Origin of the sequence: Streptomyces sp. NPDC005017 (assembly GCF_042873115.1) — a bacterium.
Lineage (GTDB): Bacteria > Actinomycetota > Actinomycetes > Streptomycetales > Streptomycetaceae > Streptomyces.
Genome location: NZ_JBIALD010000002.1, coordinates 117,912 through 133,502 on the forward strand (window position 1 = coordinate 117,912; position 15,591 = coordinate 133,502).

General features: G+C 73.4%; 11 protein-coding genes. 4 read left to right on the forward strand and 7 right to left on the reverse strand.

Annotated features, from left to right (window positions below; all coding sequences use genetic code 11):
- Positions 1–95 precede the first annotated feature (95 nt).
- From ACFYR0_RS03360 to ACFYR0_RS03385, 6 genes are all read right to left on the reverse strand, one after another.
- Positions 96–938, reverse strand: coding sequence for a nitrilase-related carbon-nitrogen hydrolase (locus tag ACFYR0_RS03360; RefSeq protein WP_389321369.1), 843 nt, complete (start codon positions 936–938; stop codon positions 96–98).
- A gap of 155 nt (positions 939–1,093) precedes the next feature.
- On the reverse strand, positions 1,094–2,644 hold the full coding sequence (locus ACFYR0_RS03365; protein WP_389321371.1) for a PucR family transcriptional regulator: 1,551 nt from the start codon (positions 2,642–2,644) through the stop codon (positions 1,094–1,096).
- A 28-nt stretch (positions 2,645–2,672) separates the two neighbouring features.
- Positions 2,673–3,959 carry an aspartate aminotransferase family protein gene (locus tag ACFYR0_RS03370; protein ID WP_389321373.1) on the reverse strand — a complete coding sequence of 429 codons (1,287 nt, stop codon included), beginning with the start codon at positions 3,957–3,959 and terminating at the stop codon, positions 2,673–2,675.
- Positions 3,956–4,798 (reverse strand): nitrilase-related carbon-nitrogen hydrolase, encoded by an 843-nt coding sequence (locus ACFYR0_RS03375; RefSeq protein ID WP_389321375.1) that lies wholly within the window; start codon positions 4,796–4,798, stop codon positions 3,956–3,958. Before ACFYR0_RS03375 ends, ACFYR0_RS03370 begins: the two co-directional genes overlap by 4 nt.
- 181 nt (positions 4,799–4,979) lie before the next feature.
- Positions 4,980–6,725, reverse strand: a complete 1,746-nt coding sequence (locus tag ACFYR0_RS03380) for a hypothetical protein (RefSeq protein ID WP_389321377.1) — start codon at positions 6,723–6,725, stop codon at positions 4,980–4,982.
- Positions 6,726–6,852: 127 nt separating this feature from the next.
- Positions 6,853–7,104 (reverse strand): helix-turn-helix domain-containing protein, encoded by a 252-nt coding sequence (locus ACFYR0_RS03385; protein WP_389321379.1) that lies wholly within the window; start codon positions 7,102–7,104, stop codon positions 6,853–6,855.
- Positions 7,105–7,154: 50 nt separating this feature from the next.
- On the opposite strand from ACFYR0_RS03385, the gene map reads away from it, so the two are divergent.
- Both map and ACFYR0_RS03395 read left to right on the forward strand, forming a co-directional pair.
- A complete protein-coding gene (gene map / locus ACFYR0_RS03390) occupies positions 7,155–7,964 on the forward strand; it encodes a type I methionyl aminopeptidase (RefSeq protein WP_389321381.1) in 810 nt (269 codons plus the stop codon).
- Positions 7,965–8,338: 374 nt separating this feature from the next.
- Positions 8,339–10,888, forward strand: coding sequence for an ATP-dependent Clp protease ATP-binding subunit (locus ACFYR0_RS03395; protein ID WP_389321383.1), 2,550 nt, complete (start codon positions 8,339–8,341; stop codon positions 10,886–10,888).
- A gap of 38 nt (positions 10,889–10,926) precedes the next feature.
- Here the strand turns inward: ACFYR0_RS03395 and ggt are convergent, their stop codons facing one another.
- The gene (ggt, locus tag ACFYR0_RS03400) at positions 10,927–12,741 is read right to left on the reverse strand and encodes a gamma-glutamyltransferase (RefSeq protein WP_389321385.1); all 1,815 of its coding nucleotides are present in this window, start codon (positions 12,739–12,741) and stop codon (positions 10,927–10,929) included.
- A gap of 128 nt (positions 12,742–12,869) precedes the next feature.
- Between ggt and ACFYR0_RS03405 the strand changes: the two genes are divergently transcribed.
- Together ACFYR0_RS03405 and ACFYR0_RS03410 are read left to right on the forward strand one after the other, a co-directional pair.
- Positions 12,870–13,625, forward strand: a complete 756-nt coding sequence (locus ACFYR0_RS03405; protein ID WP_389321387.1) for a hypothetical protein — start codon at positions 12,870–12,872, stop codon at positions 13,623–13,625.
- A 130-nt stretch (positions 13,626–13,755) separates the two neighbouring features.
- On the forward strand, positions 13,756–15,375 hold the full coding sequence (locus ACFYR0_RS03410) for an alpha/beta fold hydrolase (protein WP_389321389.1): 1,620 nt from the start codon (positions 13,756–13,758) through the stop codon (positions 15,373–15,375).
- The last annotated feature ends 216 nt before the right edge of the window (positions 15,376–15,591 follow it).

Genomic DNA, 15,591 nt, shown 5'->3' on the forward strand with positions numbered 1-15,591 from the left:
GCCGGTTGTCTGTGGCTGGTCGCGCTCACGCGGCGGCAGCCGCACGGGGAACAGGGCCCCGCGCCCCTTGCGGGTGTTGCCGTCCGGGTCTCTTGTCAGGGAGCTGTGAGCGGGCCGTAGGCGCCCGGGGCGCGGTCGCGGTAGAACTGCCAGCGGTCCCTGACCTCCCGGAGCTTGCCCATGTCCAGGTCCCTGACGACCAGTTCGGGTTCCTTGTCGCTGGCGACCTCGCCGACGAACCGGGCCTCGGGGTCCACGAAGTACGAGGTGCCGTAGAAGTCGTTGTCGCCGTACTCCTCCACGCCGACCCGGTTGATCGCGCCGACGAAGTACTCGTTGGCCACGGCCGCCGCGGGCTGTTCCAGCTGCCAGAGGTAGCCGGACAGGCCGCGCGAGGTGGCGGAGGGGTTGAAGACGAGCTCGGCGCCCGCGAGGCCCAGGGCCCGCCAGCCCTCGGGGAAGTGGCGGTCGTAGCAGATGTAGACACCGACCCTGCCGACGGCGGTGTCGAAGACGGGCCAGCCGCTGTTGCCGGGGCGGAAGTAGAACTTCTCCCAGAAGCCGCGCACTTGGGGGATGTGGGTCTTGCGGTACTTGCCGAGGTAGGAGCCGTCGGCGTCGATCACGGCCGCGGTGTTGTAGAGGACACCCGGCTGCTCCTCCTCGTACATGGGCAGCACCAGGACGAGGCCCAGCTCCTTCGCGAGGGCCTGGAAGCGGCGCACGATCGGACCCTCGGGGATCTGCTCGGCGTACTCGTAGAACGCCGGGTCCTGCACCTGGCAGAAGTACGGTCCGTAGAACAGTTCCTGGAAACACAGGACTTGGGCGCCCTGGGCGGCGGCGTCGCGGGCCGCCTGCTCGTGCACCCGGATCATCGACTCCTTGTCGCCCGTCCAGGCGGTCTGGAAGACGGCGGCGCGGATCACTCGGCTCATCGGGACCTCCGGTAGCTCGGTGTCCGGTGAGCCTAGAAAGTCCGCGCGTCCGCTTTGAGTTGCACCGTGTCACGTCTGCGGGGGTGCGGCGTGGCACCGTGTCACCCTTGACCGACCCCATGTTTCCTCACCGTTTTCCCAGGTCGTCGCATGTTTCACCCCTGTTGCGCGTCATGCGCGAGGAGCGCGATGTGCACCGAGGCCGCCTGCTCGAAGTCGTCGAGGTCGGCACCGAGCCGGGCCTGTATCGCCTCCAGCCGGCGGTAGAGGGCGGGCCGGGAGACGTGATGGAGCTGCGCGGTCAGGGACTTGTTGCGGCCGGTGGCCAGATAGGTGCGCAGCACGGCCAGCAGGTCCTCGTCCGCGGCGCGCAGCAGTCCGGCCAGCTCCCGCTCGGCGAAGGACTGCACATGCGGGTCGTCGCGCAGCAGCCGGACGAGGCCGCGCAGATGGACGTCCTTCAGACGGACGACCGGCGGCGGTTCGAGGGCGGAGCCCGCGACGGCGTCCGCGACGTGCCGGGCCTCGCGCAGCCCCGCGGGGACGTCGTCCCAGTCGGGGCGGGGCGCGGCGGCGGCCACCACGGCCACCGGGCCCTCCTGCCGCAGCCGGGCCGCGAAGTGCCCGGTGAGCGTCTCGGCGTCCTGGTCTCGGGCGAGGCTGAGCAGGACGGCCGTGGCGTCGTCGGCGAGTTCGGCGACCAGGCCCGGCAGACCGATCAGCCGCAGCACCCGGTCGAGCCGCTCGCGATCCGGCCCGCGCACCACGAGCGGGACGAACGTACGGCGGTTGACCGGCAGTCCGGCGGCCCGCGCCCGCGGCAGCAGCTGCCGTGGGGGGACGACGCCGGAGACCAGGTCGGTGAGCAGGCTCTGCGCGGACTGCTCCTCCCAGGAGGCCGCGGTGCCGCCGAGCATGCGGTGCAGGACGAGGGCCTCGGCGGCGCGGTCGGTGAGGAGGCGTCCGGCGGCGGTGTCCCCGCGGAAGCCGCACAGCACGAGGCGGCCCCAGCGCTCGCCGCGGCCGCCGAGTTCGGCGCGGATCCAGCCGTCGCCCTCGCGTCCGCCGGCCTGCCGGGCGATGCGCTCCCAGTCGCGCAGGACGTCGTCGACGGCGGGCCGCTCCCCCGCGGTGGCCAGCACCCGGTGGGCGAGGTTGGTGACGACGACGGGGCAGCCGCTGTGCTGGGCGACCTCGTCCAGCAGCCGTTGCAGGGGCGCCCCGGCCGTGATGAGGCCGGTGAGCGCGGTGCGTACGGCCTCGGAGAGGCTGACGGCGGCGAACTTCCGCCGGACCAGCCGGGACTGGACCTCCTCGGTGAGTTCGGCGAAGGGGAAGGGCCGGTGCAAAACGACCAGGGGCAGTCCGCAGCGTTCGGCGGCCCGGCGCATCACGTCCGGCGGCGCGGGGAAGGCGCGGCCGAGTCCGAGGACCACGGCGGCGGCCTCCGCGCGGTGCAGGGAGCGGATGTACTCGGCCTGTTTGTGCTCGTCACCGGCGAGCAGCACACCGGTGGTGAGGACCATCTCCCCGCCGGAGAGCATCACCCCGACGTCGGCGGCCTCGGCGACGTGCACCCAGCGCACCGGCCGGTCGAGATGGCCAGCCCCGGCCACCACCTCGGGCTCCCCGGCGAGCACCCGTTCCAGGCCGAGCACCTGACGGACCGACAGGGCGGGTTCCAGGGACTCCAGGGCGATGGTCATCGGCGGCGCTCCCTCAACTCACGTGCTGCTAGCGGATGCTCCTCAGAGCGCGTTCGAGGATCGCGGCTCCCTCCTCGGCCTCCGCGACGGTCAGGGAGAGCGGCGGGGCGACCCGCAGGGCGCTGGTGTTGTGGCCGCCGCCCTTGCCGATGAGCAGTCCGCCCTCGCGGGCCGCCTCCAGGACGGCCGACGCGGCCTGCGGGTCGGCCTCGTCGGTGCCGGGGCGGGCCAGCTCGATGCCGATCATCAGCCCGCGGCCGCGGACCTCGCGCACGGCCGGGATCTGCGCGCCGACGGCCCGCAGCCGCTCGATGAGCAGTCCGCCGACCCGGCGGGCGTTGCCCTGGAGGTCGTGCTCCAGCAGGTAGTTGAGGTTGGCGAGGCCGGCCGCCATGGTGATCTGGGTGCCGCCGAAGGTGGAGATGCTGTTGGCGTCCAGGCAGTTCATGATCTCGGAGCGGGCGATGACGCCGCCGATGGACATGCCGTTGCCGATGCCCTTGGCGAAGGTGACGATGTCGGGCGGTCCGGCCTTGGCGTGCGCCTGCCAGCCCCAGAAGTGCTCGCCCGTGCGGCCCCAGCCGGTCTGCACCTCGTCGGCGATCCACAGGACGCCGCGCTGGGCCAGGACCTCCCGGAAGGCGGCGTAGAGGCCGTCGGGCGGTGAGGTGAAGCCGCCGACCCCCTGGATCGGCTCGGCGATCAGCGCGGCGGGGGCACGGGTGTGGCCGAGCAGGTCCTGGAGGTCCTCGACGCAGGCGGCGACGAACTCCCGGTCGTTCAGGGCCGCGTAGGGCCCGCGGGTGCGCACACCGCCGTGGACGTAGAGCGTCTGGAGCGGGGACAGCGAGGTCGGTGACCAGCCCCGGTTGCCGGTGACGCCGACCGCGCTGAACGAGCGGCCGTGGTAGCTGTTGCGCATCGCCAGGACGGTGTTGCTGCGCCGGTACGTCGTGGCGAGCAGCAGGGCGGTGTCGTTGGCCTCGGTGCCGGAGGTGGTGAAGAACACCCTCGGGTCCGGGATGCCGCTCAGCTTGGCGATGCGCTCGGCGAGTTCGACCATCGGCCGGTTGAGGTAGAGCGTGGAGGAGTGGATGATCCGTCCGGCCTGTTCGCTCACCGCCTTGGTGATCTCCGGCAGGGCGTGCGCGGTCATGGTGGTGAGGATGCCGCCGAAGAAGTCCAGGTAGCGTCTGCCGGCCGCGTCCCAGACGTACCGGCCCTCGCCGTGGGTGATCTCCAGCGGGTCCTCGTAGTAGAGGGCGAGCCAGTCGGGGAGCACGCGGCGGTGTCGGCCCAGCAGGTCGTCGGTCACGGCTGCACCAGCCCTTCGTAGGCGTCGGGGCGGCGGTCCCGGTAGAAGGCCCACTGCTGCCGGACCTCTTCGATGGTGTCGAAGTCGAGGTCGCGGACGACGAGTTCCTCCTTGCTGTCGCTGGCGGCCTCGCCGACGAACTGCCCGCGCGGGTCGACGAAGTACGAGGTGCCGTAGAAGTCGTTGTCGCCGTACTCCTCCACGCCGACCCGGTTGATGGCGGCGACGAAGTACTCGTTGGCGACGGCGGCCGCGGGCTGCTCCAGGCGCCACAGATAGGAGGACAGGCCTCGGTGGGTGGCGGACGGGTTGTAGACCAACTGTGCACCGTTCAGCCCCAGTTGCCGCCAGCCCTCCGGGAAGTGGCGGTCGTAGCAGATGTAGACGCCGACCTTGCCGACGGCGGTGTCGAAGACGGGCCAGCCGAGGTTGCCGGGCTTGAAGTAGTACTTCTCCCAGAAGCCCCTCACCTGCGGGATGTGGTGCTTGCGGTACTTGCCTAGGTAGGTGCCGTCGGCGTCGATCACGGCAGCGGTGTTGTAGTAGAAGCCCGACTGCTCGACCTCGAACACCGGCACGACGACGACCATGCCGGTCTCGCGGGCCAGCTCCCGCATCCGGCTCACGGTGGGGCCGTCCGGGACCGGCTCGGCCCAGCGGTAGTGCTCGGGTTCCTGGACCTGGCAGAAGTAGGGGCTGTTGAAGACTTCCTGGAAGCCGATGACCTTGGCTCCCCGGCGGGCCGCCTCGCGGGCGTGCTCCTCGTGTTTCGCGACCATGGACTCGGTGTCGCCGGTCCAGGTGGCCTGGACCAGAGCGGCACGGACGACGTTCGCCATGAGCTGCTCCTTCGACGGGACGTCAGCGCCTCTACGCCCGTAGAACAGGGACGTAGAGGGATGAACGTATGCCTCCCCGAGAGCCTTGCCAAGACCATTGTCGTCAACCCGCGGGGTCCGGGGCGATTGCCACTCCCGTGGGTGAGCCGGGGCAGGGCCGCGGGCCGCGCGGCCGTCCCGCTCAGACGGCGAAGCCCGCGACCCGCAGGGCGTGCAGCAGGTCCCAGTACCGCTCGTCGGACACTCCCTGGGCGGCCTCCAGCAGTAAGGGGACCAGGGCCTGGGGGGCGACGGCGGCGCTGCGGGCGACCTCCTCGGGGGTGCGCATCCGCACGTAGGCGTCGAGCAGCGCGCCCACCTCGCGGCGCCGGCCCTCGGCCGCCATGGCCACGACGGCCTGCGCGACCTCGTGCGCGGGCCGTACGACGCCCTGCCGCAGGATCTGGTGCCCGTCGGCCTCCCGGCCCGCGGCGGCCAGCGCGTCCGCGGCGGCGACCAGCCGCTCGGGCGGCAGCGAGGCGGCCTCCCAGAGCAGGGTCGCCCAGTCCGCGCCGAGCCCGGCCTGCTCGAGTTCGGCGGCGAACACGGGGAAGCGGACGGCGGGCCAGTGGGCCGCCTCCACGAGCAGGGCGTGCGCCTCCCCGCTGCGTCCCTCGCCGCGCAGCCGCAGCAGCGCGCGGACGGCCCCGACCACGGCGGCCCGGTCCTCGGCGTCGGCGTGCAACTCCGGCACGGCCGTCCGCTCCGGTTCCCCGGCCGACCCGGCGAACCTGGCCCCGCGCGGGGTACGGCCGCCCGAGCTGGGCGGCACGGGCAGCTCCGGCATCGCCGCGTCCGGCACGGGCACGGGCGCCGCGGTCACCTCCTCGGCCATCCCCGCGAAGCGTGCACTTCCCCGGCGGCGCTTGCGCTGCTTGGGGGTGGGGGCGGTGGCGCCGGGCGGTGCGGGGGCGGGGGCCGGGTCGGCCGTGGGGGGCGTGTGCGGGCGGTTGCGGGGCGCGGGTCCGGCCGTGGAGGGTTGCGCGGGTGTGGACGGTCGGCGGTAGGGCGCGGGCGTGGGTTCGGGGGCCGGGGCGGGGTGCGCGTAGGCGGAGGGTTCGGGGGCCGGGGCCGGTTGGCTGTAGGGAGCGGATGCCGGGGCCGGGTGGTTGTAGGGAGCGGGTACGGGCGCGGTCGGGGCGTGGGGGTGCCCGGCGGGGCCCCGTTCGCCCCGGACCGCCCGTGCCGCCGCCGGGTCGGGCGGCCACTGCGGCGCGGGGGCGGGAGCGGGCGCGCCGGGCCCGCCGTCGGCCGGGGCGGGCGTGCCGCCGCCCCTCGGGCCGGGCCCCGCCGCTCCCCCGGCGCGCGGGGCGCGGCCTACGGCACCCGCCTGGGGCGGCACCCTGTCGTCACCCCACGCGAGCCGTCCTTCGTGCCCCGTGGCGCGGTCCAGGTCTCCCATCCGCCGGCGCAGCTCCACGCACCGGGCGCCCGCGCGGACGTGGTCGTCGCGGGCCCAGGCGAGGTCGACACGCAGCGCCTCGGCCTCGGCGGCGGAGGTGGCGACGGCCAGGGCCGCGGTGAGGGTGGTCAGGCGTTCGGCGGCGTACCTCTGCTCGCGGAGCATCACGTCGAGGCGGTCGCGGAGGGCCTCCCGGCCGCCGGGGCGCAGGTCGTGGGCCGTGAGCGCGGCCGTGTGCAGCGGGCGGGCGCGGGCCGTCTCCTCGGCCGCGACTCCGGGGCCGTACTCCGCGGCGTAGTCCTGGAGCAGGGCCTCCAGGACGTCCCAGGGCGGCAGCTCCCGCCCGTCGAGGCAGGCCTGCATGCCTTCGGGGTCGCGTTGCCAGAACACCCCGCACCAGCCGCCGCTCTCGTCCAGGCGGGCCAGCAGGCCGTCCAGGTAGTTCGCGAACTCCCGTACCTGAGTCGGGAGTTGATCCACTGACATCGTACGACCCCCGCAAGACCGGAGCATTCCGGTTCGTTAGCGAACACCAGCCGTGTTACGGACCGGCTACGGGGAGTTTTCCGGAAGGGCGCGGACCTCTCCACGGGCACTCCGACCTGCGGTGACCTCAGGCAGGCAAAAGTTCACAATGCGCGACGAGTTCGTCCATCGACAGACCGAGCGCACGCGCCAGCGCCGCCACGGTGAAGAAGGCCGGGGTCGGGGCACGGCCGGTCTCGATCTTGCGGAGGGTCTCGGCGGAGATGCCGGCGTCCGCGGCGACCTCGGCCATGCTGCGGCCGCCACGGGCCTCGCGCAGCAGTCGGCCGAGCCGCTCGCCACGTTCACGCTCTTCGGGAGTCAGCGGGGTGCGCACCATGAGGTCAGTCTACTATCGATCCCCATTCTTATACCGGTATAGTAATTGGCATGGTGGAACTGAAGACGGAATCGTCGATCGAAGCGATGTACGAGGCGGGACAGGTCGTCGCGCGGGCCCTCACGGCGGTGCGCGAGGCCGCCGACGTGGGGGTCTCCCTGCTGGAGCTGGACGAGGTGGCCCGTGGCGTACTGCGCGCGGCGGGCGCCGGCTCCCCCTTCCTCGGCTACCGGCCCTCCTTCGCGCCCACCCCGTTCCCCGCGGTGATCTGCGCCTCGGTCAACGACGCGATCGTGCACGGCATCCCGACCGCCTACCGGCTGCGCGACGGCGACCTCGTCTCCGTCGACTGCGGCGCCGAACTGGGCGGCTGGGTCGGCGACTCCGCCCTCAGCTTCACCGTGGGCCGGGCCCGCCCGGCGGACGTGCGCCTGATCGAGACCGCCGAGCGCGCCCTCGCGGCCGGGATCGGCGCCGCCGTCCCCGGCAACCGCATCGGCGACATCGCCCACGCCGTCGGCTCGGTCTGCCGCGAGGCCGGCTACGGCATCCCGGACGGCTTCGGCGGACACGGCATCGGCCGCCGTATGCACGAGGACCCCGGGGTCCCGAACGAGGGCCGGCCCGGCCGCGGCATGCGCCTGCGGGCCGGCATGGTGCTGGCCATCGAGCCGATGGTGGTCGCGGGCGGCCGCGACGACTACCACGCGGCGGGCGACGGCTGGACCCTGCGGACGAACGACGGCTCCCGCGCGGCGCATGCCGAGCACACGGTGGCGATCACGGCCGCCGGGCCGCGCGTGCTGACGGCCCGCACGGACACGACGGCGGTGCGGGGCACGGGTCTTCGGGCGGGCTAGGGCGGGGCGGGGCGTGCCGGGCGGGGCGGGCGGGGCGTGCCGGGCGGGACTTTCGAAGCACGCCTCGCCGAGCGGCGCGAAGCTGGCGGGCCGTGGCGCCGCCGCTGGTGCGGAAACCCGGTCCCCCGCCTCGTGCTCCGCGAGCCCCGGCAGAGCCCTGGTGCACGCGTCCGCCTCCCGAGGCAGGGGCCGGCGTACCCCGCGAGGAGCCCCTCCCGCCGGGCGCCCTCTGGAGGTGCCCCCGGTCCCTGTTCGTGCGAAGGTGTTCTACGGACGCGGTCAGGTGTAACCGGCTTCCGGCCGGGTTACCCGGCTCCGGCATGTCGATCAGCGAGGGCGACCCTGCCCGCGCAGGGAAGCCGGATGGGAACGCCATGACCAGCGGTTTCAGCGGTCCGGAGGGGTACGACGCCTTCGGAGAGTTCCTCGCCCGCTTCTTCGGCGGACCTCGCCCCGGTCCCCGGCAGATCAACATCGGCCAGCTGCTCAGCCAGCCGGCCAGGGAGCTGGTGCGCGGCGCCGCGCAGTACGCCGCCGAGCACGGCAGCCGAGATCTGGACACGCAGCATCTGCTGCGCGCCGCGCTGGCCGCCGAGCCCACCAGGACCCTGATCAGCAGGTCCGGCACGGACCCCGACTCCCTCGCCACGGAGATCGACGAACGGTCCGGCCCGGTCGTGCACCAGCCCGCCGAGGCCCCGCCGCCCACCTCGCTGTCGCTCACCCCGGCCGCCAAGCGCGCCCTGCTCGACGCGCACGAGCTGGCCCGCTCGCGCGGCGCGGGGTACATCGGCCCGGAGCACGTGCTCAGCGCCCTCGCCGCGAACCCCGACTCGGCCGCCGGGCACATCCTCAACCAGGCGCACTTCAACCCCGGCGCCGCCGCGCCCTCCGAAGCCCCGGAGCTGGCGCCGCCGCGGACCGAGCGGCGGCCTGGCACCACGACGCCGACCCTCGACAAGTACGGCCGGGACCTGACCGACCAGGCCCGCCAGGGCCGGATCGACCCGGTGATCGGCCGGGAGACGGAGATCGAGCAGACCGTGGAGGTGCTGTCGCGGCGGGGCAAGAACAACCCCGTGCTGATCGGCGACGCGGGCGTCGGCAAGACCGCCATCGTGGAGGGCCTGGCGCAGCGGATCGCGGACGGAGACGTGCCGGACATCCTGGCCGGCCGCCGGGTGGTGGCCCTCGATCTGACCGGTGTGGTGGCCGGCACCCGCTACCGGGGCGACTTCGAGGAGCGCCTGAACTCCATCGTCGAGGAGATCCGCACGCACTCCGACGAACTCATCGTCTTCATCGACGAGCTGCACACGGTGGTCGGCGCGGGCGGTGGCGGCGAGGGCGGCTCGATGGACGCGGGCAACATCCTCAAGCCCGCCCTGGCCCGCGGCGAACTGCACGTGGTCGGCGCGACGACGCTGGAGGAGTTCCGCCGTATCGAGAAGGACGCGGCGCTGGCCCGCCGCTTCCAGCCGATCCTGGTGCCCGAGCCGACCCCGGAGGACGCGCTGGAGATCCTGCGCGGCCTGCGCGACCGCTACGAGGCCCATCACCAGGTCCGCTACACCGACGAGGCGCTGGACGCGGCCGTAGAGCTCTCCGACCGCTATCTCACCGACCGCAGGCTGCCCGACAAGGCGATCGACCTGATCGACCAGGCGGGCGCCCGGGTCCGGCTGCGCGCCCGCACCAAGGGCACGGACGTACGCGCGATGGAACGCGAGGCCGAGCAGCTGACCCGGGACAAGGACCAGGCGGTCGCCGACGAGAGCTACGAGGAGGCGATGCGGCTGCGCGACCGGATCGCCGAGCTGAAGCAGCGGATCGCCGACGCCACCGGGGAGGGCACCGCCGACGAGGGCCAGCATCTGGAGGTCACCGCGGAGGCCATCGCCGAGGTGGTGTCACGGCAGACCGGCATCCCGGTCAGCAGGCTGACCGAGGAGGAGAAGGACCGGCTGCTCGGCCTGGAGGAGCATCTGCACCAGCGGGTGATCGGCCAGGAGGAGGCCGTACGGGTCGTCGCCGACGCGGTGCTGCGCTCCCGGGCGGGCCTGGCGAGCCCGGACCGGCCGATCGGCAGCTTCCTCTTCCTCGGGCCGACCGGCGTGGGCAAGACCGAGCTGGCGCGGGCGCTGGCGGAGGCGCTGTTCGGCAGCGAGGACCGCATGGTGCGGCTGGACATGAGCGAGTACCAGGAGCGGCACACCGTCTCCCGGCTGGTCGGCGCCCCGCCCGGATACGTCGGCCACGAGGAGGCCGGGCAGCTCACCGAGGTCGTCCGCCGCCACCCGTACTCGCTGCTGCTCCTGGACGAGGTGGAGAAGGCGCACCCGGACGTCTTCAACATCCTGCTCCAGGTGCTGGACGACGGCCGGCTCACCGACTCCCAGGGCCGCACGGTCGACTTCACCAACACGGTGATCGTGATGACCAGCAACCTCGGTTCGGAGGCCATCACCCGGGGCGGCGGCGGGATCGGCTTCGGGCCGGGGGACGGCGCGACCGACGAGGAGGCGCGCCGCGAGCGTGTCCTGCGCCCGCTGCGCGACCATTTCCGGCCGGAGTTCCTGAACCGCATCGACGAGATCGTCGTCTTCCGGCGGCTCACCTCCGAGCAGTTGCACCGGATCACCAATCTGCTGCTGGAGCGGACCCGGCGGCTGGTGCACGCGCAGGGCCTCACGGTCGACTTCACCGGTGCCGCGATCGACTGGCTGTCCGAGCACGGCTTCCAGCCGGAGTACGGCGCCCGTCCGCTGCGCCGCACCATCCAGCGCGAGGTCGACAACCGGCTCTCGCGGCTGCTGCTCGACGGCAAGGTCGGCGAGGGCGACCGGGTGACGGTGGACGTGACGGACGGGCACCTGGACTTCCGTACGGAGAACGTGGTCCAGGACACCTCGGGCGGCGCGTAGCACCGCCCGAGGGGCTTCCCGGGCGGGCGGGGCCGGGGTCAGGGCGCCGGGTGGACGACCATCGCCGATCCGCCGCCCCTGCGCGCCTTCTCGGCGGCGGCGAGCCACTTCCCGCCCGGCAGCCGCTGCACACCGGTCGCCGCGCCGATCTCCGGGTTCAGCCGGAAGCCGTGCCCGATCGCCTCCAGCTGGGCCCTCAACGGGCTGTCGTAGAGCCCGGGTTCGAGCTCGGTGGTGGTCTGGTTGCGCTGGCTGGCGCGGGGCGCGGCGATGGCGTCGACGAGCGGCAGGCCGCGGTCGAGGAAGCCGGTCAGGGTCTGGAGCACGGTGGTGATGATGGTCGCGCCGCCGGGTGAACCGAGCGCCAGGACAGGGCGGTTGTGCGCGTCGAGCACGATGGTCGGGGAGATGGAGGAGCGCGGCCGCTTGCCCGGTCCCGGCAGGTTCGGGTCGTGCACCGCCGGGTTGGCGGGCGCGAAGGAGAAGTCGGTCAGCTCGTTGTTGAGCAGGAAGCCCCGGCCGGGGACGGTGATGCCGCTGCCGCCGGTCTGCTCGATGGTGAGGGTGTACGCGACGACGTTGCCCCACTTGTCGGCGGTGGTGAGGTGGGTGGTGTTCTCCCCCTCGTACGTCGTCGGGGCCGCCGTGCCCGTCGCGGCGCAGTCGGCCGGGTCGCGGGGGTCGCCGGGGGCGAGCGGGCTGGTGAGGACGGCGTCGTCCTTGATCAGGCAGGCGCGGGAGTCGGCGTAGCGCTGCGAGAGCAGTTCCCTCGCCGGTACGTCCTCGAAGGCGGGGTCGCCCACCCAGCGCCCGCGGTCGGCGAAGGCGATACGGCTCGCCTCGATGAGACGGTGGAGATAGCGGGCCTCGGGCGCCTTCGACAGGCCGGTGTTCTCCAGGATGTTGAGGGCCTCGCCGACGGTGGTGCCGCCGGAGGAGGAGGGCGCGATGGAGTAGACGCCGAGTCCGCGGTACGAGGTCCGGGTCGGGGCCTGGAGTTTGGCGCGGTAGGCGCGCAGGTCCTCGGTGGTGAGCCGGCCGGGCCGGGCGTTCCAGCCGGAGGCCGGGTCCACGGGCGGGTGGTTGACCGTGTCGAGGATGTCGCGGCCGAGGCCGCCGCGGTAGAGGGTGCCGACGCCCTTGGCGCCGAGTTCGGCGTAGGTGCGGGCGAGGTCGGGGTTCTTGAACGTGGAGCCGACGACGGGGAGTTCGCCGCCGGGCAGGAACAGGCCGGCGGTGTCGGGGAAGGCGCGGAAGCGGGTCTCGTTGGCGGCGGTCTGCGCGCGGAAGGTGGCGTCCACCGTGAAGCCGTCACGGGCCAGGCGCTCGGCGGGCTTCAGCAGCGGGGCGAGGGGTCTGCTGCCCCAGCGTTCCAGTGCGGTCCGCCAGGTGGCCGGGGTGCCGGGGACGCCGACGCCGAGGCCGCTGCTGACCGCTTCGGCGAAGGGGACCGGCCTGCCGTTCTCCAGGAACAGGTCGGGCCCGGCGCCGAGCGGCGCGGTCTCGCGGCCGTCGACGGTGTGCACGGTCCGGGAGGCGGCGTCGTAGTAGACGAGGTAGCCGCCTCCGCCGATGCCCGCGGAGTAGGGCTCGGTGACGCCGAGGGCGGCCGCGGTGGCGACGGCCGCGTCGACGGCGTTGCCGCCCTTGCGCAGGACCTCGATGCCCGCGGCGGAGGCGTCCGCGTCGACGCTGGCGACGGCGCCGCCGTAGCCGGTCGCGACAGGGACCTTCTCGACGGGCGTGGGCGGTGCGGCGGGTGGCGCCGCGGCCCCCACCGTGACGACGGCGGCCGAGACCGCCAGGATCGTCAGCTTCCGGGAGACGGGTGGGACACGGACAGGGCGACGCATGCGCACCTCCAGTCGGGACCGTCCGCGCAGCCTAATCGACCGCTCCCGTCCCCGTCAGGAGCGCGCGGGGAGGGCACTGCGAGGTGCGCCGAACACGAGTTCGCCGGGGACCGCTAGCATGCGCGCCCATGAATGACGACGTCCGCAACATTGTTCTGGGGGTCCTGGCGGCCGGCATCAGCGCCACGCTGGGCTGGCTCGCCCGCACCTATCTGTGGCGGCGCAGACTCCGCCGCAAGCAGCGGTTCCTCGGCCTGCCGGAGAACGCGGAGGCCGTACTCGTCGTCAACCGCGACCCGGCGGCCGCGGAACCGGCCGTCCACCGCTTCGACGTGTTCGCGCTGGTGGAGCTGTCCGCCCTGATCAAGGACTGCGGGGCGCACGCGCAGCTCGTCACCCAGGACACGGCCCAGCCCGGTTTCGGGGAGCGCACGGAGTTCTGTGTCGGTGGGCCCGGCTCCAACCGGCGCATGGCCGCGCACATGTCGGCCATGCTGCCGGGTGTACGGATCAACGTGGACGCCGAACCGGGGCCGGACCGCGGCGCGTTCCAGGTCGGCTCCGAGCGCTACCGGCTGGAGGCGGGCCGTACCGAGTACGTACTGCTGGCCAGGCTGACGGACAGTCAGAACCCCAAGGCGCGGCCGGTGTTCCTCTTCTGTGGCCAGCGGGCGATCACCAACCAGGCGGCGACCCGCTATCTCGCCCGCAACCACGAGCGGTTGACCCGCAAGTACGGCACGGGTTCCTTCGTGCTGCTGCTGAAGGTGGTCAACTCGCAGGCGTACGGGGCCGATGTGGTGGAGCTGGTGGCGGATGTGACGCGGGCGGCCCAGGAGGCGCTGCCCGCCCCGTCTACGAGGGCGTCCCGCCGGGCCTCCTGACGCCGCGTCAGCAAGTCGCCGCGGAAGATCGTTACTCGTACGTAACTTACCGGTGGGTTACCCGTGGTATCCGGCCGAGGTTACCGTCAGGTCACTTTGCCACTGACACGCGTCGAGTGAGGAGTGACCCATGAAGCAAAGGGGCGCGGAGCACCTTCGAGCAGGGGGGTGGTGGGAGACGGGCGGGCCCCACCGCAAGGCGTTGCGCACCGCCGCCGTGGGTGCCGTCTCCGCGACCCTGATCGCCGGCAGCGCCCTCGGCCTCGCCCCCGCCGCCCAGGCGGCCCCGAACAGCGTCCGCTTCGTCGACATCACGGGCCAGGGCGGAACCGTGCTCAAGGCCAACGTCGTCACGCCCCGGGGCGCCGACGGCGGCCGCCGCCACCCGCTCGTCGTGCTGCCCACGAGCTGGGGCCTGCCCCAGGCCGAGTACCTCGTCCCGGCCCAGCGGCTCGCCGACTCCGGCTACGTCGTCGTCACCTACAACGTGCGCGGCTTCTGGCAGTCCGGCGGCTCGATCGAGGTCGCCGGGCCGGCGGACGTGGCCGACGCCTCCGAGGTCATCGACTGGGCGCTCGCCCACACCCCCGCCGACCCCGGCCGTATCGGCATGGCCGGTGTCTCCTACGGTGCCGGGATCAGCCTGCTCGCGGCCGCGCACGACCCGCGGGTCAAGGCCGTGGCCGCGCTCAGCGGCTGGGCCGACCTGATCGACTCCATCTACGGCGGCCGCACCCAGCACGTCCAGGCGGCCAGGCTGCTGGACGTCGCCGGCGCGCTCACCGGCCGCCTCAGCCCCGAGTCCAGACGGGTCTTCGACGACTTCTACGCCGCCGAGCTCGGCAACGAGGCGGACCTGATCGCCTGGGGCAAGGTCCGCTCCCCCGGGACCTACGTCGACCGCCTGAACGCCAACGGCACCGCCGTGATGCTCGCCAACGCCTGGGGCGACACCGTCTTCCCGCCCGGGCAGTACGCGGAGTTCTACGAGCGGCTGACCGGCCCGAAACGTCTCCAGCTGCGCCCCGGCGACCACGGAACGGCCGAGATCACCGGTCTGTTCGGGCTGCCCAACGACGTGTGGACCGACACCGGCCGCTGGTTCGACCACCACCTCAGGGGCGCCGCCAACGGCGTCGACCGCGAGCCGCCGGTGCGGCTCAGGTCCCGTACGGGCGACGGCTACGAGGGCTATCCGGACTGGAAGTCGGTCGCCGCGACGGACCGCAAGATCGCCCTGTCCGGCACGAAGAGGATCCACACGAACATCGATTCGGGCGCGAGCGGCGGCATCGTCCTGCTGTCCAGCGTCCTCGACCAGTTCGCCAAGCTCCCGCCGATGGCGTCGATCCCGCTGATCCCGCGCCTGTGGGCCGCCGTCTGGCAGTCGGAGAAGTACCCGACGGCCCAGCACGTCCGCGGCACCGCCCGGCTGCACACCACCGTCACCGCGACCGAGGAGAGCGGAACCCTCGTCGCGTACCTGTACGACGTGGGCCCGCTCGGCCTCGGCAAGCTGGTCGGCCACGCGCCGTACACCTTCCACGGGCGCACCCCCGGGAAGCCGTTCGGTGTCGACCTGGAGGTGTTCTCCACGGCCTACGACGTCCCGGCAGGGCATCGGCTGGCCCTGGTCGTCGACACGGTCGACCCGCTCTACATCGAGCACAACCCGACCGGCGCGCAGCTGACCTTCTCCTCGCCGGCGAACGACCCGTCCTATGTGACGGTCCCGCTGCGCGAGCAGTGATCTCCGGCTGCCGCCGGGCGGGTCTGGCTCTCCGCGACTGCTGCCACCCGTGGTCAAGGGGCGTGGGGGGATCCCCACCCGGCAGCAGCGTCCCTGGTCCGGCGGCGACGACCGCGGCCGCCCTCGCCGGAGGGACGAAGGTCCGATCGTAGTCGAGACCCCCCGCGGCGCGTCGGCCGGTGGGGGTCGGCCCGGCCCCGGCGGCACGCACGGGTG